21 protein-coding genes are annotated in these 25,367 nt (G+C 40.9%); 13 read left to right on the forward strand and 8 right to left on the reverse strand.

The window, feature by feature from the left end; translation table 11 throughout:
* Positions 1–156: 156 nt before the first annotated feature.
* Positions 157–672, reverse strand: coding sequence for a coiled-coil domain-containing protein (locus LK453_RS07535; RefSeq protein ID WP_007395540.1), 516 nt, complete (start codon positions 670–672; stop codon positions 157–159).
* Between the two features lie 280 nt (positions 673–952).
* On the opposite strand from LK453_RS07535, the gene LK453_RS07540 reads away from it, so the two are divergent.
* From LK453_RS07540 to LK453_RS07555, 4 genes are all read left to right on the forward strand, one after another.
* Positions 953–1,609, forward strand: coding sequence for a UPF0149 family protein (locus LK453_RS07540; protein WP_007395539.1), 657 nt, complete (start codon positions 953–955; stop codon positions 1,607–1,609).
* Positions 1,610–1,664: 55 nt separating this feature from the next.
* Positions 1,665–2,159, forward strand: a complete 495-nt coding sequence (locus LK453_RS07545) for a nucleoside deaminase (protein ID WP_201534673.1) — start codon at positions 1,665–1,667, stop codon at positions 2,157–2,159.
* Positions 2,160–2,327: 168 nt separating this feature from the next.
* Positions 2,328–3,581: an acetylornithine deacetylase gene (gene argE / locus LK453_RS07550; RefSeq protein WP_201534675.1), complete on the forward strand. Its 1,254-nt coding sequence runs from the start codon at positions 2,328–2,330 to the stop codon at positions 3,579–3,581.
* A gap of 162 nt (positions 3,582–3,743) precedes the next feature.
* Complete coding sequence (locus LK453_RS07555; protein WP_201534678.1) at positions 3,744–4,463, forward strand: LysE family translocator; 720 nt, start codon at positions 3,744–3,746, stop codon at positions 4,461–4,463.
* A 176-nt stretch (positions 4,464–4,639) separates the two neighbouring features.
* On the opposite strand, the gene miaB is transcribed toward LK453_RS07555, so the two are convergent.
* Positions 4,640–6,124 (reverse strand): tRNA (N6-isopentenyl adenosine(37)-C2)-methylthiotransferase MiaB, encoded by a 1,485-nt coding sequence (gene miaB / locus LK453_RS07560; protein ID WP_044298367.1) that lies wholly within the window; start codon positions 6,122–6,124, stop codon positions 4,640–4,642.
* 715 nt (positions 6,125–6,839) lie between these two features.
* On the opposite strand from miaB, the gene LK453_RS07565 reads away from it, so the two are divergent.
* From LK453_RS07565 to LK453_RS07575, 3 genes are all read left to right on the forward strand, one after another.
* Positions 6,840–8,963, forward strand: coding sequence for a lytic transglycosylase domain-containing protein (locus LK453_RS07565; RefSeq protein WP_007395534.1), 2,124 nt, complete (start codon positions 6,840–6,842; stop codon positions 8,961–8,963).
* A gap of 522 nt (positions 8,964–9,485) precedes the next feature.
* On the forward strand, positions 9,486–10,469 hold the full coding sequence (locus tag LK453_RS07570) for a malate dehydrogenase (RefSeq protein ID WP_007395533.1): 984 nt from the start codon (positions 9,486–9,488) through the stop codon (positions 10,467–10,469).
* 327 nt (positions 10,470–10,796) lie between these two features.
* Positions 10,797–11,036, forward strand: a complete 240-nt coding sequence (locus tag LK453_RS07575) for a DUF2789 domain-containing protein (RefSeq protein ID WP_201534681.1) — start codon at positions 10,797–10,799, stop codon at positions 11,034–11,036.
* A gap of 149 nt (positions 11,037–11,185) precedes the next feature.
* Here LK453_RS07575 and LK453_RS07580 read toward each other — a convergent pair whose 3' ends face one another.
* The 4 genes from LK453_RS07580 to hflX all read right to left on the reverse strand — a co-directional run bounded on the left by LK453_RS07580 (position 11,186) and on the right by hflX (position 15,388).
* Complete coding sequence (locus LK453_RS07580) at positions 11,186–12,031, reverse strand: lytic transglycosylase domain-containing protein (protein WP_007395531.1); 846 nt, start codon at positions 12,029–12,031, stop codon at positions 11,186–11,188.
* A 332-nt stretch (positions 12,032–12,363) separates the two neighbouring features.
* A complete protein-coding gene (locus tag LK453_RS07585) occupies positions 12,364–13,068 on the reverse strand; it encodes an LrgB family protein (protein WP_007395530.1) in 705 nt (234 codons plus the stop codon).
* Positions 13,069–13,079: 11 nt separating this feature from the next.
* Positions 13,080–13,673: a CidA/LrgA family protein gene (locus LK453_RS07590; RefSeq protein ID WP_007395529.1), complete on the reverse strand. Its 594-nt coding sequence runs from the start codon at positions 13,671–13,673 to the stop codon at positions 13,080–13,082.
* Between the two features lie 239 nt (positions 13,674–13,912).
* On the reverse strand, positions 13,913–15,388 hold the full coding sequence (hflX, locus tag LK453_RS07595) for a ribosome rescue GTPase HflX (RefSeq protein ID WP_007395528.1): 1,476 nt from the start codon (positions 15,386–15,388) through the stop codon (positions 13,913–13,915).
* Between the two features lie 365 nt (positions 15,389–15,753).
* Here hflX and LK453_RS07600 point away from each other — a divergent pair, with 365 nt between their 5' ends.
* Together LK453_RS07600 and LK453_RS07605 are read left to right on the forward strand one after the other, a co-directional pair.
* Positions 15,754–16,563 carry a lysophospholipid acyltransferase family protein gene (locus LK453_RS07600; protein ID WP_007395527.1) on the forward strand — a complete coding sequence of 270 codons (810 nt, stop codon included), beginning with the start codon at positions 15,754–15,756 and terminating at the stop codon, positions 16,561–16,563.
* A gap of 251 nt (positions 16,564–16,814) precedes the next feature.
* Positions 16,815–17,747 carry a lysophospholipid acyltransferase family protein gene (locus tag LK453_RS07605; protein WP_007395526.1) on the forward strand — a complete coding sequence of 311 codons (933 nt, stop codon included), beginning with the start codon at positions 16,815–16,817 and terminating at the stop codon, positions 17,745–17,747.
* A 210-nt stretch (positions 17,748–17,957) separates the two neighbouring features.
* On the opposite strand, the gene LK453_RS07610 is transcribed toward LK453_RS07605, so the two are convergent.
* Together LK453_RS07610 and LK453_RS07615 are read right to left on the reverse strand one after the other, a co-directional pair.
* Positions 17,958–18,998, reverse strand: a complete 1,041-nt coding sequence (locus tag LK453_RS07610) for an aldo/keto reductase (protein ID WP_007395525.1) — start codon at positions 18,996–18,998, stop codon at positions 17,958–17,960.
* A 107-nt stretch (positions 18,999–19,105) separates the two neighbouring features.
* A complete protein-coding gene (locus tag LK453_RS07615; protein ID WP_007395524.1) occupies positions 19,106–19,615 on the reverse strand; it encodes an FKBP-type peptidyl-prolyl cis-trans isomerase in 510 nt (169 codons plus the stop codon).
* A gap of 529 nt (positions 19,616–20,144) precedes the next feature.
* Here LK453_RS07615 and rpsL point away from each other — a divergent pair.
* The 4 genes from rpsL to tuf all read left to right on the forward strand — a co-directional run bounded on the left by rpsL (position 20,145) and on the right by tuf (position 25,248).
* Complete coding sequence (gene rpsL / locus LK453_RS07620) at positions 20,145–20,519, forward strand: 30S ribosomal protein S12 (RefSeq protein ID WP_007395523.1); 375 nt, start codon at positions 20,145–20,147, stop codon at positions 20,517–20,519.
* A 153-nt stretch (positions 20,520–20,672) separates the two neighbouring features.
* Positions 20,673–21,146: a 30S ribosomal protein S7 gene (rpsG, locus tag LK453_RS07625; protein WP_007395522.1), complete on the forward strand. Its 474-nt coding sequence runs from the start codon at positions 20,673–20,675 to the stop codon at positions 21,144–21,146.
* 453 nt (positions 21,147–21,599) lie between these two features.
* Complete coding sequence (gene fusA / locus LK453_RS07630) at positions 21,600–23,729, forward strand: elongation factor G (protein WP_007395521.1); 2,130 nt, start codon at positions 21,600–21,602, stop codon at positions 23,727–23,729.
* 328 nt (positions 23,730–24,057) lie between these two features.
* The gene (gene tuf, locus LK453_RS07635) at positions 24,058–25,248 is read left to right on the forward strand and encodes an elongation factor Tu (protein WP_007395991.1); all 1,191 of its coding nucleotides are present in this window, start codon (positions 24,058–24,060) and stop codon (positions 25,246–25,248) included.
* The last annotated feature ends 119 nt before the right edge of the window (positions 25,249–25,367 follow it).

A 25,367-nucleotide genomic window follows, 5' to 3' on the forward strand; every position in this document is an offset into this window, starting at 1 on the left:
ATTCCCTGTTAATATGTCTCCAATTTACATGCTGATTCTAATTCATCGTATGACACCTAATTAATGGTGTTATCGACAAGCAAATTAAGGAGACTCTGACACCGTTAATATTTGAGACCATCAATATAGGTCAAATTAACAGGGGGAAAGAGGGGACTAATCTGCAGGTTGGTCAATGAGAGTGAGTCGCTGCATAACCACTTTGGTATGCTCTTTTGCCAAGCGATTCTTCTCTAATAGAGCTTGATTAACCTGTTCTAAAGCTTCGCATTTTCTTAATAGTTCACTGTATTCATCATTTAATGTGTGATGTGATTCAGTTAAGGTCTGATACTCTTCATTGAGCTCGCTTAATTGTTGTTGCAAATTTTGTTGCTCGGTGACACCTTGTTCATAAGTGCTAGTTAAGGTGTGGTGTGCTTCAGCTAAGGTCTCATACTCTTTATTGAGGTCGCTTAATTGTTGTTGCAAATTTTGTTGCTCTGTAACGCCTTGCTCATAAGCACTGTGCATGTCATTGAGTTGCTGCTGTAGCTCTTCAATTTGCTGTGTGTCTATTTTAGGGTTAGATTTTAAAGCCACTAGCTCATTTTGAGAGGCATCATAACGGTGCCGAATATCGTGCAATATAGAATCTAAATGTTGCAGTTTTTCAATTAAAGGCTGAGTCATGTGAAATCACTTGTAATAAAGTCAGATAAAATTTAAATGCCAGGTTAGGTATATAATACCTTTAATAATGCCACAGATGCCCACATTATATCTAGCAGTAGGTTGTTAACGAATGTGTTTAAAATGGCTCAAAATTTAATATTGTGTCGTAAGTTAGACTGACAGAAAGTGTCAGACATACCATAGAAAGTTAATCGAAATTAAACCTAAAGAAAGACTGCTAAAGATAGAATAGTAGTAACTTAATAAAAATTCACTGTTGATAAAAAAGGTAATTGTAATGAATGACGATATTTCAGGCTGGAACGATTGGTCGAAAGCGTTTGCAGATTGGACAGATGTGACCATTAGTGAGCTGCATGGCTTGATGACAGGGCTAATGACAGTATGTCATGCCCCAGCAAAAATTGAAGACTGGGAGCAGCTGTTAACTGAACTGAGTTTCTCCCTTCCTAATGAAGCGGCGTTGACTCTGCTAGCTGAAGAAGCAGAAGACACCTCTTTTCAATTAAAAGATAAAGATGATGCCTATCAATACTCCCCGTTAGTGCCTGATGATGAGCACGATTTGTATGAACGTGTTATGGCGCTTAAAGAATGGGCCAATGGATTTATGACCGGCTTTGGCGTCACTGACTGTACCTTAACGGCTGAAGAAAATGTTATGTTTTCAGATTTGGCAAAAATAGGCAGTATTCGTATTGAGCCAGATGACGAGTTTGAAGGCGGAGAAGAGTCTTATCTTTACTTATATGAGTTTGTACGTATGGTGCCTGTAAGTTTGGCAATTAGACCGCGTAAATCCTTAATGTCGTTGCCACTCATTGCTGGATTGTCAGTCAATGCTAAGACAGCAAAAGAATTGGAGCAAGAAGGGGTTAAGCCTAAGCCGATCCCTCCAGTAATCGATATTATGAATCAAAATAATCCTTCTTAAGCTGAAGAATTGTTAAACTTTCATACCGATAATCAATGATAAGGACGAGCCTATTATGATAACTGGCACCGATAAAATTCATTTACAACGTTGTGTGGCATTAGCGGCGGAAGCAGTCGAGGCAGGTGATTCGCCCTTTGGTAGTGTGTTGGTATCAGGCAGTGGTGAGGTTTTAAGAGAAGACCGTAACCGTGTTAATAGTGTCGAGCCCACTTATCACCCTGAGCTAGCACTGGCTCAGTGGGCAGCAGAAAATATGACTCAAGCGCAGCGAAGTGAGGCGGTGGTTTATACCTCAGGTGAGCATTGCGCCATGTGTTCAGCGGCGCACGCCTGGGCAGGCTTGGGACGTATTGTCTATATCAGCTCATCGCAACAATTGCAGCAGTGGCAACAAGAGCAAGGTATACAAGCTGATTCTCCAATCAATAGCCTAAGTATAAATGAAGTCGCTCCTGATATTAAGGCGGAAGGCCCAGTAGCAGGGTTTGATGAGCAAGTAAAAGCTTTACATCAACGTGTGTGGCAACAGCGCACCTCTAAAGTTTAAGCGTTAGGCTGGCTTTATAAGTCTGGGGCTATTGTCTTTATTATTGCTATTCTGACTGTTAATACGAGTATCAGTCATATTTGCCTTAGCCCATTTTGTGTTGTGTTAACTAATTTTGCCAATGAAATAAGCATGGTCCCCTTGCTGTATTCCCTTTAAGGAAGTTCTATGAGTATCTCAGAACAGAGCACTACGTATCCCAGTCAAAGTGTAGAGTGGTTAAAAAGGTTGATAGCCTTTGATACCGTGAGTCGCCACTCTAACTTGGCACTGATTGAAGAGGTACAGGCGTATTGTATTAGCTTGGGGCTTGAGCCGGTGCTGACCTTTAATGACACTACAGATAGGGAGCATTCTTCCAATAAGGCTAACCAAAGTAAAGCCAACTTATTTGTCAGCGTGCCAGCCGGTGGCGGATTAGCAGATACTGCCTCAGCCACTATTAAAGGAGGTATCGTACTTTCAGGGCATACTGATGTGGTGCCTGTTGATGGTCAAGACTGGCTTTCAGATCCTTTTAAAGCTGAGATTCGCGGTGATAAGCTGTATGGTCGCGGTGCGTGCGATATGAAAGGGTTTATTGCCTGTGCCTTAAACTTGCTGCCCCAAGCAGTAGCATTGTCTCAACAAGGTCAATTGAGAAAACCACTTCATTTGGCGTTGTCATTTGATGAAGAGGTGGGTTGTCTTGGCGCACCGCTGATGCTTGAGGAATTAAGTCAGCGTGGAATAAATCCAGATTACTGTATTGTTGGTGAGCCTTCTTCCATGAAAATGGTAGTAGCACATAAGGGCATTTCCGTGTTCCGTTGCTCAGTGCATGGCAAATCAGCACATTCATCGTTGACGCATCAAGGAATCAACGCTATAAGCTATGCGGCGAAACTAATTGGATTTATTGATGAGCTTGCGAGTCAATTGGCTCAGTCCGATCAAGTGGATCCTATGTTTGATGTACCTTACTCGACGCTATCTATCGGCACAATTGAAGGTGGTACCGCGACTAATATTGTGCCCAATCTGTGTGAGTTTACCTTTGATTATCGTAACCTGCCGAGTATGGGCACCCAAGATATTTTACCGGTGATTAAACAAAGAATAACCGAGCTTAATCAGCAAATGCAGCAAGTAGATAGCCAAACAGGCATTAAGATTGAGCAGTTAGAAAGTGTGCCGGCCATGACCGATACTGAAAGTGAAGCATTGCAACAGCTTATTGCAGGTTTGGTACAGTCCTCAGTAAGGCATAAAGTGGCTTATGCTACTGAAGGTGGACAGTTTACCAATGCAGGTATTGCCACTGTCATCTGTGGCCCAGGTAGCATAGAACAGGCCCACAAGGCCGATGAATATGTTGAGCTGGCTCAATTGGCCGAGTGCGATGACTTTTTGCAAAAATTACTACAGTCGCTACAAAGCTAGTTGTCATAAGGTGAGCTTTAAGACCTTCAGATTTAAGGGTCTATATTTTTTAGTAAACTCCCAGACTAGATAAGCAATTTATTCAAAGGTGTTCTGCTTAGAGACGCTTTGTTTAAAAACAGTTTGTTTGTAAACACCGGCTAGCGTTTAAGGTTATCGTTGATGAGTGGCTCGACTTTTTTATTGTTCTTTTTTAGTACTTTTTTACTTTCAGCCACACCCGGCCCTAATATGTTATTGGCTTTCCAGTATGGTCTAAATCATGGGGTACGCCAAACGTTTTGGGTATTATTAGGCTTAAGCTTTGGCCTATTGATATTACTGGTCTCGGCACTGCTTGGTATTGATATTATCAGTCGTCAAATGCCTTGGTTACTGACCATGCTAAAGGTAGTGGGTGCATTGTATCTACTGTATCTTGGCATACAGACTTGGCGAAATGCTGGGGACAATGATAGTTTTGCTGTTGATGCGGCTATCATTGATAGCGATGCTACAAATAGCGATACCAATACCATCAATACCGTTACTCGCAAGCTATCACCACGAAATAAACCGCCTTCAATGATAAAAACCCCTTGGCAACGGTTCCGCCAAGGTATGTGGGTCTCGTTATCAAATCCCAAAGCTATTTTATTCTTTGCCGCTTTTTTTCCAAAGTTCATCAACTTTAATGCGGTGCTATGGCCTCAGTATGTAATATTAACCCTAGGATTCTTTACCAGCGAGATAACTTGGCAGATAATCTATACTTTAGGCGGCACCAAGCTCGCAGGATGGCTTGGTAGTGGGTCACGACTGCTATGGCTTAATAGACTGTGTGGTTTGATATTTATGCTGATTGCTTTGGCCCTAGCATGGGAAGTAATGTTACAGTCATAAGGGCGTGCTAGCATTTCGACCAAGGGTAGATTGTTGATCATTACTGGTCATCTAACTAATTGTTAAGCCATAAAAAAGTACGGTGTCTATGAATAGTCACCGTACTTTTTTTGGTTTTATTTAAAGGTAAAACGTTTTGTTGGGAGGCTTTTAACTCCGTAGAGTTACCAATTATATTAGCCTAAAACTTCTACTAGCTCACCACGCACCATATGCGGGCTAACGTAGTCGTTAATTTTTACAGTGACAAATTTACCCATCAGCTCTTTTTTCTGCTCCTCAGTGGCTGTGAATAATACTGAGCGAGTGTTGTCTGCTGTTCCTAATAATTGGTCAGGATAACGGTCTGCAATCTCTTCAACCATAACGCGTAAAGTCTTGCCCACCATTTCTTGGGTTTTCTTCAACGTAGAGTCAACGATGACCTTTTGGAAGATGGCCAGACGCTCTTTTTTGGTGGCTAAACTCACATCATCTGGTAGCTCGGCAGCTGGTGTTCCAGGACGTTTTGAATAAATAAAGCTGTAAGAATGGTCGAAATCTAGTTCTTTGGCCAAATTCAAAGTTTCTAAGAAGTCCTCTTCCGTTTCGCCAGGGAAACCAATAATAAAGTCACTTGATAAGTGCATATCAGGGCGAACCGCCATCAGTTTTCTGATCTGATTGATATAAACGTCAATGGTATGGTTACGCTTCATAGCCGCTAAAATTTTATTAGAGCCACTTTGAACCGGTAGATGTAAATGAGACACCAACTGTGGTAACTTCTCATAAGCTTCTATGATGTCATCAGTGAACTCTAAAGGATGGCTGGTGGTATAGCGAATGCGCTCAATGCCGTCCACGTGAGCCACATAATGTAAAAGCTCTGCAAATCGGCAGATACTGCCATCATCTTTTTGACCACGATAGCCGTTTACGTTTTGACCCAATAGGGTAATTTCACGAACCCCTTGTTCTGCTAGGCTGTCAATTTCTGCCAATACGTCATCTAGTGGGCGTGATAATTCCTCGCCGCGGGTATAAGGCACCACGCAGAATGAACAATATTTAGAGCAACCTTCCATAATTGAAACAAACGCTCTATAACCCTCAACCTTTGGTTCAGGTAAGAAGTCGAATTTTTCAATGCTTGGGAAGGACACATCGACTGTACCGATACGGTCTTTGGGTTTAACATCTTTTTGACGGGTAGATTGGTCATAAAGCTCTGGCAAGCGGTGTAAGGTCTGAGGACCAAATACCATATCCACGTAAGGGGCGCGTTTTTGAATGTTATCGCCTTCTTGTGAGGCGACGCAGCCACCCACACCAATAACCAAATCTGGATTGTCTTCTTTTAATTTACGCCAACGGCCCAACTCTGAGAATACTTTTTCTTGAGCTTTTTCACGGATAGAGCAAGTATTCATCAATAGAACATCGGCTTCTTCAATGTTATTGGTCACTATCATGTCATGTGAGTCGCCCAGAACGTTGCCCATTTTTTCTGAGTCATACACGTTCATCTGACAGCCTTGGGTGGCAATATAAACTTTCTTTTTCGGCTTTTGTGCAAGATCGGCTTGGGCTAAGCTATCCACCGCGAGGGTCCCAGCTGAATGTGAAGTATCGGCTGTTTGTTGACGTATAGTTTTGGGGTCAAATAAGGTAGCACTCATATTAAGCAGTCCAAGATGATAGTCGTTAAAAGTTATTAAATATAGATAATAAAGAGGGTATAAGACGGATACGGCGATAAATATATCGGTAAGGGATGTCATTTTAAAAGATAATAATAGGGCGTTATTATAACATAAGCTGAGTAAGGTTGAGTGTTAAAGCTGAGTACAGCAGTCAGTTAACAGTAAGCGATAGCAAGTAGTAGGTCCTCTAAATAGGTCATTCAAATAAGTCATCTAGAAGCTAACCATACCAGACGTTAATTAAAAAGCGGTCTAAACAAGGGGTCTAAAAACCAAATCTAAAAAGAGGCGTCTAAAAAATTCAATGTGAACAGAGTACAAAAGTACATGAGTTTTAGATTGGGGGATGTAAACAAAAGAAACTTTGTAAGCCACACTGCAACATCGGCTTACATAAAGCATTTTGGCTCTCCGCATTTGTTGCCTATAATCTAGACGAAGGCGTGCTTTAATTTTAATAGCTTAATAAAGTTAAACTGAGTTTACTCTGTCGAAACTTTTATATTTTAGCTAATGGGGCACAATAAGCTAAGCTGACTTTTTAGATAGGTTCTTTAAGCGACCTATTAAATTAAAAGTACTATCAAAGAAATTGTTAAAACAGCTATCAACGGAATGAAAATAAAATTGCTTACGACCACTAGCCAAATAATTTTTTAATATTTTAACTTTGAATAATAAGACCGTATTTATGCTAAAAGACACCTTTATCGATCATTTAACTGACGCTACGTTTAATAAATTAACCAAAAATACCTGTAACCCATCTAAAGATATCAAGACTATGACCAAAGCACGTGCATTAATAGGGACCAAAGCCCCTATCGTTGTTTCTTCATTAGCCCTAATGGGCATGACCCAGATTGCTTGTGCTCAGTTAGCATGGCCTGGGAGTACGCCAGATTATAAGAATGATACCAGTATCAACTACTTTAATGAGGCCTTGGCAGCGGGCGAGCGTCGAGATTCTGGTGCTTTGTATCAGTATGAGCAAATGATGGGTAATGGTTTATTTGCTATGTACCCTGCTTATTGGCGACTCAATAATGACCTATCTACCTTAAATCCTGGTGTTGTGACACAGTTTGCTAGTCAGTATAGTGGTAGTGTTATGGCCGAAAAGCTAGCGGCAGACTATGCAGAAACCAAAGCACAGGCAGGGGATTATAATGCAGTGCGTCAAGTCGCTAACTACGTACATAATGCGGATGATAGTGAAAGATGTGCGGTAGCGCTAGGCTTTAATAATGGTGGTGATGCCATGCGAGCCATTTCACTAAAGCCAGATGTGTGGTTGACCACTAAAAAGCAGCCTGCATTGTGTAGCCAACTGGCTACTGAAATGAATGGTAACCCGATGATTAACAATACCGACCGTAAGCAGCGCTTACTGCGCATGCTAAGGGTAGGTAATACCGGCGATATTATGGCATTGTCACAGTCGCTAGGGACGCCTATTGCGTATAGTGAGCTAAGTGAAATTCAGTTGAATCCTTCAGCGTTCTTAACTCGTTTTGGTAGTCAGCCCAATAGCGTAAAAAATCAATATTTATATCTTTATGCTATCGGCCGTATGGCGGATAAATCTTATCGCGAGGCGGCAATTCAAGTAGATTATGATATTAATCAAGACAATAGCCGTGCTCAGAAGCTAATTAATGAAGAGACCCGTCGTTACGCTTATCGCATCTTAGGTGTGAAACGTATGTATTATAACACTGACGATGGCTTTAATGATGAAGCGATAACTTGGTTCCGCAAGAGCTTAGGTGAACCATTTAACTACGAAGAAGCAGAAGATTATGCCACGGCTGCCATTCGCTTTAGTCAATGGGACGACTTGGTTAATGCCATTGGTAGTATGGACAATGCGGCTCAAAAACAGAATATCTGGCAGTATTGGTTGGCCCGTGCCTATGAGCAATCTAGAGATAGCAGTAAAAAAGGCTTATCGCGCCAAATCTACCAACGCTTAGCCAATAATAGTGATTATTATGGCTTCTTGGCAAAAGACAAAATTGGTCAGCGCTTCAGTGCAGGCAGTACTTCAGTGCCAAATGTTCCAAGTAGCGATACCAATCGTATGCTTAATGACCCTCATTTTGCCCGTGCTTTTGCCTTGTATAACTCTAGTGCCAATCGCACTTATGCTAACCGTGAATGGAACTGGGCGGTTAAAAAAGCACGTGATAACAATGATAATAAAATGATCGTGGCGGCGTCTAAATATGCGCACGATTTAGGCTGGCTAGACCGTTCTATTTATGCCATTGATAGTACTGAAGGCCTAGATGCCTTTAGTTTGTCGCATCCTATGCCGCACCAGAACGAAGTGGTGACTTATAGTCGTCAAGCGGGTATTGATCCAGCTTGGGCGTATGGTATTATGCGTCAAGAAAGCCGTTTTGTGAGTAGTGCTCGCTCGGGTGTTGGTGCTAGTGGCCTAATGCAAATCATGCCTGATACCGCAAAATATATTGCGCGTAATTTAGGTGAGACCTATAGTGCCAGCCGCGCTAACAGTGGTGATACCAATATTCGCTATGGCACTTGGTATATGAGCGACATTATGGGCAAACTTTATAATCAGCCTGTACTGGCCACAGCAGGTTATAACGCCGGTCCTAACAAAGCCAAACGTTGGCAACCGGTGTATGGCTCATTGGCTGCCGACCAGTATGTAGAAAGTATTGCTTATCCTGAAACCCGTAACTATGTTAAGCGAGTGATGGAAAACGCCACTATCTATAGCAGTCTGCTCGGGGCAAATATGCCGATTACCCAACGTATGGGTACCATTCCTGCAGGCTACTAAGTAATAAAATAGGGGATAGCGAAGGTTAACTTTGTTATCCCTTATTTATTATTAAGATAGGTATAAATAGGTTTGAGCAAAATTTTGAAAGGTGCTACACTTTTACCGCGATAAAAACGTATACGGCTTTATAAACTAGGGACTATTTTAAGCTCGAGACTTGGTCTCGGCTAACTGATGAACCTGAATCGGTTGAAAGCACAGTGCCTGGTCAATAAATCTGTCATGCTAATGATAGAAAAGAACTATTTCTACCAATCATAGGCACTGTCAGCCCGCTACGATTTTTTCAATTGAATACTTATTGGGCAGTAATCAATAGTAAGTAATCAGTTCAAAGGGTCTTATATTGGGGTGACACTCTGGTAGTGTTAACGTGCCTAGGAGAGGATTAAACGGATGTTTAATCACTCATTTTACATTTGGGCAAATGCACCGTCACTTATTAATGGTTGCCTATTTATGACAATTTCTGTCATAACCCAATTGAAAACAACCTCACTAAATCTCTAGGAGAATTAAATGAAACAACCTGTTCGCGTTGCCGTTACTGGTGCTGCTGGTAATATTAGTTATGCTATGCTGTTTCGTATTGCTTCAGGCGAAATGCTAGGTAAAGACCAGCCTGTTATTTTACAGCTTTTAGAAATCACACCAGCACTTGACGCCCTAAAAGGGGTTGTTATGGAGCTTGAAGATTGTGCATTCCCATTGTTAGCAGGCGTTGTACAAACTGATGATGCCAAAGTAGCATTCAAAGACGTAGACTATGCCCTATTAGTAGGTGCTCGTCCTCGTGGTCCAGGTATGGAGCGTAAAGACTTACTTGAAGCTAACGCTGCTATCTTCTCAGCTCAAGGTAAAGCTTTAAATGAAGTGGCTAGCCGTGATGTTAAAGTATTGGTTGTGGGTAACCCAGCTAACACTAACGCTTTGATCGCTCAGCGCAATGCACCAGACTTAGACCCACGTAACTTCACAGCGATGACTCGTTTAGACCACAACCGTGGTTTGGCTCAGTTAGCTGAAGAAACTAACAGCACCGTTAATGACATCAAAAAAATGATCATTTGGGGTAACCACTCATCAACTCAGTACCCAGATCTAACTGAGTGTACGGTTAATGGTAAGCCAGCTCTAGATCAAGTTGATCGTGATTGGTACGAAAACAGCTACATCCCAAGCGTACAAAAACGCGGTGCAGCAATCATTGAAGCACGTGGTGCGTCATCTGCCGCTTCAGCAGCCAACGCTGCTATCGCTCACATGCGTACTTGGGCACTTGGTTCTGATGAAAATGATTGGGTTTCTATGGGCGTTTACTCACAAGGTGAGTATGGTATCGCTAAAGGCTTAATCTACTCGTACCCATGTACTTGCAGCAATGGCGATTGGAAAATCGTTGAAGGCTTAGACACTTCATCAGCATTCTCTCAAGAGAAGATGAAAGCCACTGAGCAAGAGCTTAGCGAAGAACGTGATGCGGTAGAACATTTACTTCCATAAGTAAGTAAATTATTCTAAGCGAAACTGTTACGCTAAAAAAAAGCCTGCATTTTGCAGGCTTTTTTGTGGTTAACATTACTAGAATTTGATAATTAAAATATGATGCCCTAAAAATGCAAAACGCTACTTTATTAACACAATAGTAAAGCTTCTATATACTTTTAGCACAGTAAACTTTGAACTATTTGCTACAATCAAATTATAGGCGGTAAAGATTTAAAGAGACTAAAGAGATTAGAACGGACGATAGATTAGAACGGACTAATTAAACTAAATAAGAAAAAACCAATTAAATCAGTCATTACTTAAATTAAAAGAGGAAGCATTATGTTAGGTGAACCAGAATATACGTTAAACGAGCTGTTTGCACAATTGGGTCTTGATAGCTCTGATGAAGCAATTGATAAATTTATCAGTGAGCATAAGTTAAACAAAGACCAGTCTTTAATTGATGCTGATTTTTGGACCGATTCACAACGTGCTTTCTTGAAAGAAGAGTGGAAACGTGATGCTGATTGGGTAGAAATTATTGATGACCTAAACGTGCGTCTGCATCCGACGGCATAAGTTTTTATTTAAATTTAAAATGTTGTTGAAGACTTATCAGTTAAAAACTTAACATTTAAAAATGAATAAATTAGATAATAAAAAAGGCCTTCTATTTATAGAGGGCCTTTTTTATCGACTTAAAACTTAATAATTATTCAGAGCGGTTGCTACTGAGAATAAGTATTGCTAGTAGTAGCAAAAGATGTAGAACTTACCGAGTAATTTTCAGGTTGGTAAAGTGCTTCTGAAGTAGGGGTAGCCGCTTTACCGAATAGAGAGCTGTTGTTCTTATATAATGAATTATAACGGCTCAATACTCTTTGTACGTAGTTACGGGTTTCTCTGAAAGGCGGTACACCACCATATTTATCGACATTTCCTTCACCAGCATTATAACCGGCCAATATATGCTCAATTTTGCCATTAAAGCGTCGGCTTAACCATGCCACATATTTTGCAGCCCCTTCAATATTCTCTGAAGGGTTCCAAGCATTACGTACTGAAAAGCGGCGAGCTGTTGCCGGCATAAGCTGCATCAAACCTTGCGCACCCACTGGTGAGCGAGCATTAGGATTGAATGAAGATTCGGTATGCATGATTGCTTTCAATAGACCAGGATCGATACCATTGCGTTTCGCAGAATCAATGATGTAGTAATCATATGCGTTATTACCTGAGCCTATGCTAGCACTATAACTAGAGCTACTACTTGGCATATCACTGTAACTTCTTGATTCTAACGTACTAAAGTAACTCGGCTCTTTAATAGTCAAAGTATTATTAGAAACTATTTCACTTCCCGAATCAGGGAAATAAGTCACCTGTACTTTTTTGGAATGCTTGTTGAAATTGTTAGAAGGTTGAACATTGGTTAAGAGCACTTGACCAGAGGCATCTTTATAAATGTACATGTTTCCGCCAGCATTTGCTGACAAGATGGTCGATGAAATTAGAACAGAACCGGCAACCAAACTGGCTGAACGAGCTAATACTTTATTCAACAATTCAGTCATATTTATTTTTCACTTATTTAAGACTATATTATATAGATATCAGGCGGTATAAGGTTATTAAGGCTTATAACGTTATTAAAGTTTATAATTAAATCCTATAAATAGGCTTTATTTATAAGCTTACTTTAAATATCACTACTACGATAAGACAACGTAATATAGCATTATTATACATTTATATCTAACAGATAATCCCTTCTGTATCTTATAAACAGCAGTTCAGAAAGAATGAGAAATATTGTTACTGAACGTAATTTATGGCTAAATTCTAGTCATTAATTATGAAGAAATTAAGTATTTACCTCTCTTAAATTCTAATAATTGTATTAAAATTATAGGACAGCTGCCAAGAATATGGGCACCCATACCGCAGTCACCAGACCATTTACAGCAAGACCAAAAGCAGCATATCTACCAGCCGTGTGACTAATTTGCCACGCCTCTACAGTACCAAAAGCATGAGCCGCCAACCCCAAGGCTAAGCCTTTGGCTCGGTCATCACTTATGTTACGGAACATTGGTTTTGCCACTGCGCCCCCGAGTAGCCCGGATACGATAATGATTAGATTGGCTAATGCTAAAGGAGCTTTAATAATCTCAGCCACGCTTAAGCCAATTGGCGTAGTCACAGAACGAGTGGCAAAGGCTAAAATAGTGTCATAGCTTAAAGACAAAGCATACGCTAAGCCCATGGGTAATAGAGCGCCTACCAAGCTGGCTATTATTACGATAATAGATAGCTTTTTGATAGGCAGGCCCTTTAGATTCATCGTAGCCAAAGGAATCGCCAACAGTACAGTCACATACCCCAGTAAGTGGTCAAAGACTGGCTTGGCAACCGCATAGTAATGGTCGTAATCCCAGTCAAAAATAAATAAAAACAGCAAAACCAAGACCAAGGCGGTAATGACCATGGGTAAGCCAGAAATTCTTTTTGATAAAATACGAGCCAAAGTGTGAGCGACTAAGGTCAGCAGAAAAGCGGCGAAGACCGTAAACAGAGTAGTGCCTTCAGGCATGAGTTTAAATAAGTCCATAACTTGCCGCCTTACTTCTTAGAATGGTTAGAGGGATTTGCATCGGTGGTCGTACTTTTGGTGGCACTTGATGACTCTACATTCATAGAGACATTGTCCTCTTTTGAATGCTTAAGCCATAAATTTGATAGCTTCGCCAAGCCCCATAAAGGTATCAAGGTACTCACTACTATCGTCAACACCACGCCCCACAGCTCATCTCCTAGCCCGAATATTAACAGACCGGCACCCGCTGATACTGGCAAAAAGGCAAAACCACTGTCTACCAAAAGCGTGTTACTGGCATTGCTAATCCATTCAGGTATACCTACCGTAAAACGACATACCATCAGTAAAACAAACAAGGTAATCATACCTACAATATTGGCCGCACTGGGGAAACCTAGCGCTTGGCACAATACTAATGCACCCTCACGAATCACCACCACCACTGCCAATGTCAGTACGATGGCCACAGGCAAAGACAATCCTGAGTTTGGCGTAGGCGCTTGATTACCGGAGGGATTGTTAGATTGGTTAGTAGTACTGAAAGACTCCTCCGATGACTGCTGGGCAGTATTATTTACGGAGTGATGGACAGGAGTTGAGGTTGGGGCAGTAGGCATGAATCATCCTTAATAATAAAGACAAGCAATAACAACGAGTAACAATAAGCCATTAAAATTAGATTCTACCAAATCAATACCTGTAACGGGCATTGATATTGAATTTTAAACAAAAAAAAGAGCCTGTGGGCTCTTTTTAATAAAAAACGGTTCATGCTATTGTGAAAAAATGCTAACTATTTAATGGTTATACTTAGACAGTATACGGTTAGCATTAGTTTAGCATCGTTATTCGACGCTTAGTTCAAGTCTGACTGCTGTTCAATAATAGGCATACTATCATCGTCTATATCCATATCTTCGTCTAGCAAATTATCCTGTAAAAGATCATCCTCTAGTAGCTCATCCTCTGCTAGCAACGCTTGAGCAGAGTCCTGTTTTAACTCTTTTTCAAAAGGCTCAAGTTTAGGAATTAACAGCTCAGCTTGATCAGCAGGTAACACCTCAAAAGGATTAATGTCAGACTGTCCTAATAGCTGTTGTAGCTTATCAGCGGGCAAGCGTAAGGTAAGAATCTCATGACCTGACTCAGCATAGCCTTCTTGTTCTACCACATCCAAACGATACAGCTCATTTTTGAGATTACCAGCATTAAACGGCAAGGTTAGCTCAAAAGTATTAAGCTTCCCAGTCAATAGCTGTTGCACCGCTGTGGTCAACATACTCATGCCTAAATCTGCCTTAGCAGAAACATACACGCGGCTTGGTACGCCAGGCTCACTATAATTGATTTGTGCGGGTTCGCCGGTCAAGTCAATTTTGTTATAAACGTTAAGCACAGGAACATCGTTATTAATCTCTGCCAGTACTGACTTAACCGCTTTAATCTGCTCATGCATATCGGCACTCGCTGAATCAATAACGTGTAGCAGCAAATCAGCTTCTAAAGTCTCTTCTAGCGTCGCATGGAAAGATTCTACCAATTCGTGAGGTAAGTGACGGACAAAACCCACCGTATCTACCAACACTACACGGCCCACACCTTGCCAATCTAAACGTCTTAGAGTGGGGTCAAGCGTCGCAAACAGTTGGTCAGCAGCATAAATGTTTTCATTGACCAAACGGTTAAATAAAGAAGATTTCCCAGCGTTGGTATAGCCGACTAAAGAAATAGTTAACACGTCTGATTTTTGGCGTTTCGCACGACCTTGAGCACGGGTTTGCTTAACTTTATCTAGGCGAGCTTTTAATTGAGAGACGCGGATTTGAAGCAAACGTCTATCTGTCTCTAGCTGAGTTTCACCAGGACCACGTAGACCAATCCCACCTTTTTGACGCTCTAAGTGAGTCCAACCTCTTACTAGGCGAGTGGCCAAGTGATTTAGCTGCGCCAACTCTACCTGAAGTTTACCTTCATACGTACGGGCACGCTGAGCGAAAATATCTAAAATAAGTCCGGTACGGTCTAATACACGGCACTGTAATAAGGTTTCTAAGTTACGTTCTTGAGAAGGGGTCAAGCTATGGTTAAAAATAACAATATCAGCCTCTAAAGCCTGCACTTGCTCTGCAATCTCTAGCGCCTTACCACTACCAATAAAGTATTTGGCATCGGGTTTTTGTCTAGAACCAGTGATTATAGCCAATTGCTGAGCACCGGCTGAGTCAACCAAAAGTTTAAACTCTTCTAAATCATCAGGGTCTGAAATTTGTCGAATGTCTAGATGTACTAAGATGGCGCGTTCACCACCTTCATGTCTACCAAAATAATCCAAAAATATTCACCTATTTTTTCCAATTCAAAGGACACAACCTTCAATATTGAGATTGAGGTCGTCATTTATTATTTATGATGCTATTAGTATCAAATTAAAAGGGGAAAGTCATAAAATAGTACAAATATAAGACATTGTGTTTAAAAAACTCAAATTGGGCAATAAATCAGTGAACAGTTGATTACTGAAATTAATTTATTTGATATACTCTATTACTTGATGTTTGGGGTGCTTAATATTTGGATTGTATGAACGACATGCTATTAAACAATCATTTTTAAAAATTTAGCCCTAAAACAAGTACCGGCATAGACCTAATAGTAATAGGCAATTCTTATATTAATAAATTGAGTATAGGACTCACTATGAGTTTGAAATCTAAAATTGAAGACACTTTGAAATTTAACGCCAAAAACGGTATCAAGCGCAGTAAAACCGTTGTGGGTCTGGTTGATACAGTTATCGGAGGCTATAGAGCCGCTACCAAAATTGATGCTTGGCGAGAGCCACCCAGAGAAATTCTACCCAAATATATTCAAACATTTTGCCGCAAGTCAGCAAGGGCGTTTGGGGTAGAGGTGGTTGAAGTAGAACCGGTACCTAAAACTCATGCTTTGTGGGCCTCAAATCACATTTCTTGGATGGATATCCCTGTGGTGGGGAGCGTAAGCCCTGCTTTTTTCTTATCGAAAGCAGAAGTGGCCGAAATGCCAATTATGGGCCCTTTGGCAAAAGTGGCGGGTACTTTGTTTATTAAGCGGGGCTCAGGGGACGCCGGTTCAGTGGCTTCGCAGATGGCTACTTTCTTAAAGCAGGGCTATTCGATCGTGTTCTTCCCTGAAGCAACCACTACTGATGGGCATAAGATAAAGAAACTACATGGTAAGTTAATTCAGGCAGCGATGGATGCCAATAAGCCGATTCAGCCTATCGTCATATGTTATGTAAATGAAAAAGGTGAGCTTGACGATGTTGTGCCTTATTATGGCGGTATTAAACTGAAGGACAGTCTGTTTAATGTGATTGATGGGAGTCAGGTTACTGCCTACGTACTGCCTTTACAGCCATTATATCCTGAGGATAAGAGTCGTGATCAGCTTACTACAGAGCTACAGCAACGTATGCAAGCAGGTTTAGAAGAGTTGCACAGTCGTGTGGTTAGTAGCAAGCAGTAATTATCAGGAAATATGGTGCCAAAAGTAGCAATAATAAGTTATATAAATCACCCGCTACGTTGATTGGAAACATAAATCTAATCGAAATAGGGGAAAATTATTACACATTAATTGAGAGTAGAAGTTATAGTGGCAAATTATTTAAATAGCATGATCCATTATTTTTATTTAAATTTAAAACTTTTATTGAAAGTTAACACTTGCCCCTACTTTAAGCATTCAATTGCGCCTCATTTAATCACGGATAATTTATGACTACCTACACTTCGAATACCGAGACTCATCAAAGTAAGCAAGATACTGCTAGAAGACAAGATAAGCAAAGTACGACCCATAAAAAGACCAAAGTAGGTCAGTTACTGAATAAACAGTTAAAGCGGGCAAAAGTGCTGAAAGGTATGACAGAGACCATGGTAGGCGGATATCGTGCCATTACTAAAGTAGACAGTTGGGGTCCGGTACCAAAACGTGATGAGTTACCCCGCTATAACCAAATCTTTTGTCGTAATATGGCTGCCGCCTTCAATGTCACTGTTGTTGCGGTTGAGCCAGTCCCTGATACGCATGGATTGTGGGCAGCCAACCACGTGTCGTGGATGGATATTCCGGTCATGGGTAGTGTAATGCCTGGTTTTTTCTTATCCAAAGCAGAGGTAGAGGCCATGCCAGTTTTTGGCCGTTTGGCACGTGCTTGTGGTTCACTGTTTATTAAACGCGGTTCAGGTGATTCAGGCAAAGTGGCAGGTCAAATAGCCGACTTCTTAACCAAAGGCTATTCGATTCTGTTTTATCCTGAAGGCACTACCACCGACGGTACTCATATCAAAAAAATCTATGGCAAACTATTACAAGGCGCCATGGATGCGGATAAGCCTATTCAACCTATCGTGGTCTGCTATGTCAATGCCAAGGGTGAATTAGATCATACTGTACCTTTTGTGGGCGATGTCTCTTTTGCTCAGAGCTTCTTAAGGGTTATGGACAGCGATCCAGTAACTGCCTATGTTCTACCACTCGCCGTCATACCGACCACGGGCAAAACCCGTGATGAGCTAACTGAAGATCTGTACCAGAGTATGCAGACGGGTTTAGAAGAATTGCACAATCGAGTTATTAAAAAAAATTCTGAGCACACAGCTTCTAACTCTGATAACGCAGCACTCGAAACGAAGTCAATTGCTTAAAGCTTACAATTTTTTTTGGCAACTATAATTGCATAGCTTTATAACAGCAAAGCTAAAAGTAAACATAAAAAAACCACTGATTACTTTAAGTAGCCAGTGGTTTTTGGTTTATAGAATTAAATTTATCATATCAGCAGTCGTTTAAACACAGCACGTCAACTCTAATATTAGCTTTAATAAAATATAAGAATGTGCCTATTATGAATGAGCCTATGGTGATGGGTTCGGCTGTTTGGTATGGACCGCTTCAATCGCTTGTAACACCTCACTAGTTAGCTCAAGATTCACGCTATCGATGTTGGATTTTAGCTGCTCAATTGAAGTGGCGCCAATAATGTTACTGGTCACAAAATGACGGCTATTCACAAATGCCAAAGCCATTTGAGCCATATCCAATCCGGCCTCTTCAGCAATTTTTGCATATTGTGCAGTGGCCGATTTTGCTTCCTCATTAATATAACGTTGGAAGCGGTCATACATTGTTAAACGTGCCCCTTCAGGCTGTTTACCATTTAAGTATTTACCTGATAATACCCCGAAACCCAAAGGTGAATAGGCCAGTAGACCGACATTTTCACGATGAGAAACTTCAGCCAAGCCGATTTCATACAAACGGTTTAATAGGCTGTATGGATTTTGAATGGTAATCGGACCCTCAAGGCCATTCTTTTCGGCTTCCCAAAGATAGCGCATTAAGCCCCAAGCAGTCTCATTAGAGAGACCGAATGCTCTAATACGACCTTTTTTAATCTCATCGTTTAAAGCTTCTAGGGTTTCTAAAAAGGGCGTTAAGCCAGAAAGATCTTGAACGGCCATTTCTTCAGTATAACCACGAGTACTAAAGAAATTACTCTGACGTTCAGGCCAATGTAGCTGGTAAACATCAATATGATCGGTTTGCAGGCGTTTTAGATTGCCATCGAGTGCTTCTGCAATATGTTTGGCATTAAATCGGGTGTTCCCATCACGTAAAAAATCCATGGGCGAAATTTTACTGGCCAATACCACCTCATTACGTTTTTTGGTTTTGGCAAACCAAGTACCCATGAAGCGCTCGGTATCGCCTTGTTTTTCTTTAGCCGGTGGTGAGGGGTACATCTCGGCTGTATCCCAAAAGTTGACCCCCTCTGATAAAGCGAAATCCATTTGCTCATGCGCTTCAGCTTCTGAATTTTGTTGGCCCCAAGTCATAGTCCCTAGACATATCTTAGAGACTTTATCACCAAGCTTGGGTAGGGTAGTGTATTTCATAACCGGATCCTTTTTATTTTATTGAATTTTTATTTTATGGGGGTGTGTACCGCACTTAACTTACTTATATCACTCATATTTGATTGGCTGACCTAGCTATTGATCAACTACATCAGTTGTACACCGGTTTGACCTGGCGGGGTGACTTTAAAAATTTGAACTTTAAATAATACTGACTGACCCGCTAAAGGGTGATTGAAATCTACTTCGACTTCATCTTCGGTGACTTTGCTAATTACCCCTGGTAAGGTATTTTTACCTTTGTCTTCAAATTCCATCATCATGCCCACTTGTGGATTGGGTTCTGATAACGCGAATTGAGCCGCACTAAAGCGTTGGACATTGTCCTCGTTCCATTCACCAAACGCCTGTTCTGGCTCTAAATGTGCAGTACGAGTGTCACCGGCACGCAAGTTATTGAGCACATTTTCAAATCCGGGTAATAAACTTTCATCACCGATGGTTAGCTTTACTGGCTCTGATCGGTTAAAAGTAGAATCAATAACAGTGCCATTTTCTAAAGAAACTTCGAAATGAAGTTGTACTTGGCTACCCTGAGTGATGCGGGTATCTTGATTGGGGTTAATAAAGTTAGCTGAGTCTATAGAATTGCTCATAGTTAAATCACTTATAGTCTGGTCGTTATGAGATGGGAAGAGGTTATTAAAAATTATATGAGGTATCAAATGGCGATTTTATCTTTTGATTGCTGTTTTAATGACATTTTTAATTATAGGTTTTAATGACCTTATTTTAACAAGCCATTTTAACAAGACAAAAAGCCGCTATTGATAGGTTATTGTAGTTTAACATAAAGCAAATGATTACTGGTTTAGCCACTTTCAAAAATGACTAGCTAAGTAATATTAAACAGATTATATTAAATAATGTCCCTTGAAAGTTGATAGTAATGACCTAAAATAGGGAGACTCAAAGCGATTTATTGTTTATTTTCAAAGTCAACCGGCTATTGAGTATTGAATAATAAGTCTATATAATATAGTGTCCGAAAAATGGGTAAGCTGTCGTAGCACTCTAAGCTTATTATGGCAATAAGATTTTTCTTAAAGTCAAAAAAGCTGAAACAGCAAATGACAGCTTAGTAACCCATTTTTTTGTATTTAATAAACGGGAGAAGGATGCCTTATGGCAACAACTAACCAATTGATTCGTAAGGGTCGTAAAGTATTAAAGGAAAAGTCTGGCGTTCCTGCTTTACAATCATGCCCACAACGTCGCGGTGTATGTACTCGTGTATATACTACCACTCCAAAGAAACCAAACTCAGCCATGCGTAAAGTATGTCGTGTACGTTTAACTTCAGGTTATGAAGTATCTAGCTACATCGGTGGTGAAGGTCATAACTTGCAAGAGCACAGTGTTGTACTAATCCGTGGTGGTCGTGTTAAAGACTTACCAGGTGTGCGTTATCACACTGTTCGCGGCGCACTTGACTGTGCAGGCGTTAAAGACCGTAAGCAAGGTCGTTCTAAATATGGTGCTAAGAAGCCTAAGGCTTAATGAGCAAACAACTAAATAACATGCATGGGTTAGGTGTTCTGCTAATTAGCAAACATACCACCATGCAGTAAGGCTGGCTGGTAACCACTATTTCAACCTATATTCGTATATGGTTATGAATGCCAGACACCCCTGAAGACAAGGAAATTTATTATGCCAAGACGTCGCGTCGTCGCTACTCGTGAGATCCTACCGGATCCAAAATTTGGTAGCCAAACTATCGCTAAATTCATCAACCACGTAATGGTTGATGGTAAAAAATCTACTGCAGAACGTATTGTTTACGGTGCATTAGAGCAAGTTGCAGAAAAACGTAACATCGAAGATCCAGTTGCGTTTTTTGAAGAAGTACTTGAAAACGTTCGCCCAATGGTTGAAGTTAAAGCTCGCCGTGTTGGTGGTGCTACGTATCAAGTTCCTATGGAAGTACGCCCCTCCCGTCGTACAGCTTTAGCGATGCGTTGGTTAGCCGATGCTGCTTCTAAGCGTTCTGAAAAATCAATGGCACACCGTTTAGCTGGTGAGTTAGGTGATGCTTCAGAAGGTAAAGGTAATGCTGTTAAAAAGCGTGACGAAGTTCACCGCATGGCAGACGCCAACAAAGCATTCTCTCATTACCGCTTCTAATATAGCGATTACTGTGTTTCAAACTTACTTAGTTAAATTCATTTACTATTGATGATTTTATTAAGTAAGCCAAGAATTAAGTAAGCGTAGTGATTAATCATTTCGATCTAAGGCTATTAGGGATTTCGATTCATAATAGCCTCTTACGATAAAAGTTACATAATATATGGTTTGCTTGACTGCCTAATTTGGTAAATTAGAGTGAACGATATGAAAGTAATAGCGTTAAGTTTTTGATAAGTAATGGTGAGTTGGGACAACTGCCTAAAATACAGACAGTGCTATTCTAGCTAACCGATGACTCGTCAATGGATACTAAGATTGAGACTCTGTCGACAATGAATCCGCTTAAGTATCATATAAATGTCATCTTTTGAAGCTACTCTAGCTTCCTGCCTATCTCAAACTACTAAAACGAAATAAATTATAAAGACATTCCATTAGGAAAAAATTATGGCACGTGCAACCCCCCTAAACCGATATCGCAATATTGGTATTTCAGCACACATTGATGCTGGTAAAACAACCACGACTGAACGCATCTTATTCTATACTGGTGTTAACCATAAGATTGGTGAGACTCACGATGGTGGCGCCACTATGGACTGGATGGAACAAGAGCAAGAGCGTGGTATTACTATTACCTCAGCTGCGACTACTTGTTTCTGGTCTGGTATGGCTCATCAATTCCCAGAGCACCGTATCAACATCATTGACACCCCAGGCCACGTTGACTTCACGATTGAAGTAGAACGTTCAATGCGTGTACTTGATGGCGCATGTATGGTTTATTGTGCGGTTGGTGGTGTACAGCCTCAGTCTGAGACTGTATGGCGTCAAGCTAACAAATATCATGTACCTCGCTTAGCGTTCGTTAACAAAATGGACCGTGTTGGTGCTGATTTCTACCGTGTTAAAGAACAAGTTAAAACTCGCCTAGGTGGTAACCCAGTAGCTATGGTTATCCCAATTGGTAAAGAAGATGACTTCGAAGGCGTTATTGACTTAATCACGATGAAAGCTATTTACTGGGATACTGAATCTCTAGGTATGAAGTTTGAAGAGCGTGAAATTCCAGCTGAGCTTCAAGACAAAGCTGAAGAATATCGCAGTGAGCTACTTGAAGTAGCTGCTGAAGCTAATGAAGAGTTAATGAATAAATATTTAGAAGGCGAAGAGCTAACTGATAAAGAAATTCATGCAGCTATCCGTCAGCGTACTATCAATAACGAAATTATCCCAATGTACTGTGGTACTGCCTTCAAAAACAAAGGCGTACAAAAGATGTTGGATGCGGTAATTGAGTATATGCCAGCGCCACAAGATGTACCTGCTATTAAAGGTATTCTTGATGACAAAGACGAAACTGAAGGTACTCGCGAAGCGTCTGATGAAGCACCATTTGCGGCACTAGCGTTCAAAATCATGAACGATAAATTCGTTGGTAACTTAACCTTCGTACGTGTTTATTCAGGTGTTATCAAACAAGGCGAAAGCGTTTATAACCCAGTTAAAATGAAGCGTGAGCGTATCGGTCGTATCGTACAGATGCATGCTGATTCACAGCAAGAGCTTGAAGAAATTCGTGCTGGTGATATCGCTGCTCTAGTGGGTATGAAAGACGTAGGTACTGGTGATACTTTATGTGATGAAAAAGAAGTTATCACTCTAGAGCGTATGGAATTCCCAGAGCCAGTAATTAGCTTAGCAGTTGAGCCTAAGACCAAAGCTGACCAAGAAAAAATGTCAATTGCTCTAGGTCGTTTGGCTAAAGAAGATCCATCATTCCGTGTACATACTGACGAAGAATCAGGTCAGACCATCATCAGTGGTATGGGTGAGCTTCACTTAGAAATTCTTGTTGATCGTATGAAGCGTGAATTTAAAGTAGAAGCAAACATCGGTGCTCCACAGGTTGCTTACCGTGAAACTATCCGTGGCACAGTTGAACAAGAAGGTAAATTTGTTCGTCAGACTGGTGGTCGTGGTAAGTTCGGTCACGTTTGGTTGAAACTTGAGCCTATTGATTTAGACTCTGGTGTTGATTACCAATTCGAAGAGCAAATCGTTGGTGGTGTTGTACCAAAAGAATACCATAGTGCGGTTGATAAAGGTATTCAGGAACGTATGAAGAACGGTATCCTTGCAGGTTACCCAATCGTTGGTGTTAAAGCGATTTTATACGATGGTTCTTACCATGATGTTGACTCTGATGAATTATCATTCAAAATGGCAGGTTCTATCGCATTCAAGAAAGGTTTCATGAATGCTAACCCAGTATTGCTTGAGCCATTGATGAAAGTTGAAGTTGAAACACCAGAAGAATACATGGGTGATATCATGGGTGACTTAAACCGTCGTCGTGGTATGGTTCAAGGTATGGATGATCTACCTGGCGGCACTAAGCAGATCCGTGCTGAAGTACCATTAGCTGAGATGTTTGGTTACGCAACTAACTTACGTTCACAGTCGCAAGGTCGTGCAACATACTCTATGGAATTCCAAAAGTATGCTGAAACACCTAAATCTGTTGCCGAAGAGATCATGAAGAAATTCTCTGGCAAAGATGACGACGAAGAGTAGTATCGAGTTATAAAGTTTAAATGGGATAAGTGAGAAGGGTATCTAAAAATTAGACGCCCTTTGAAGACACAGTAAAAGACAAGTTTAGGTTATTCCTATAAGGAATAGATTGTAAGTAGTTGATGAATTTCTAACCAATTACGTATCAAAGGCTTGTCATTTACTGCTGTTTTCTTATATCATTTGCGACTGACTTGATCATCATTTTCAAGAATCATTATTTTTAAGAATATTGTTATCAGATGGACTAAAGATTAATAAGTGTTGGTTATAACTGTTATCTATTGTCTGTCTTAATTGAATTTAGAATTAATAAGAGGATACACTCATGGCAAAGGCCAAGTTTGAACGCAACAAGCCACACGTTAACGTTGGTACAATCGGTCACGTTGACCACGGTAAAACTACTCTAACAGCTGCTATCGCAACTGTTGCTGCAAAAACTTTTGGTGGCGAAGCCAAAGACTATGCTGCAATTGACTCAGCACCTGAAGAAAAAGCACGTGGTATTACTATTAACACTTCACACATTGAGTATGACACTGAAGCACGTCACTACGCACACGTAGACTGCCCAGGTCACGCTGACTATGTTAAAAACATGATCACTGGTGCGGCACAGATGGACGGCGCTATCCTAGTAGTATCAGCTACTGACGGCCCAATGCCACAAACTCGTGAGCACATCTTGTTATCACGTCAGGTTGGTGTACCATACATCATGGTATTCATGAACAAATGTGACATGGTAGATGACGAAGAGTTACTAGAATTAGTAGAAATGGAAGTACGTGAATTACTTTCAGACTACGACTTCCCAGGTGATGACACACCAATCATCAAAGGTTCAGCACTAGAAGCGCTAAACGGTAAAGATGGTAAATACGGTGAGCCAGCAGTAATCGAATTACTACAAACTCTAGACACGTACATTCCAGAGCCAGAGCGTGACATCGATAAGCCATTCCTAATGCCTATCGAAGACGTATTCTCAATCTCAGGTCGTGGTACTGTAGTAACTGGCCGTGTTGAGTCTGGTATCGTTAAAGTTGGTGACGAGATCGAAATCGTTGGTATCAAAGACACCGTTAAAACAACTTGTACTGGTATCGAGATGTTCCGTAAGTTACTAGACGAAGGTCGTGCTGGTGAGAACTGTGGTGTACTACTACGTGGTACTAAACGTGAAGACGTACAACGTGGCCAAGTACTAGCTAAGCCAGGTTCAATCACTCCTCACACTAAATTTGACGCCGAAGTATACGTACTGTCAAAAGAAGAGGGTGGTCGTCACACGCCATTCCTAAACGGCTATCGTCCACAGTTCTACTTCCGTACTACTGACGTAACTGGTGCAATCCAATTACAAGACGGTACTGAAATGGTAATGCCAGGCGATAACGTTGAGATGAGCGTAGAGCTAATCCACCCAATCGCTATGGACAAAGGTTTACGTTTCGCGATTCGCGAAGGTGGCCGTACTGTAGGTGCTGGTGTTGTTGCTAACGTTAAAGACTAATAACTCATATTAGTTAAAACGTAGTAAAGCAGTATGCTAAAAAGACCGTCTCGAAAGAGACGGTCTTTTTTTATGAGCTTGTTTGTTTCTAAAAAATATAAGCAATTATATTTAATAAC

Origin of the sequence: Psychrobacter sanguinis, assembly GCF_020736705.1 — a bacterium.
Lineage (GTDB): Bacteria > Pseudomonadota > Gammaproteobacteria > Pseudomonadales > Moraxellaceae > Psychrobacter > Psychrobacter sanguinis.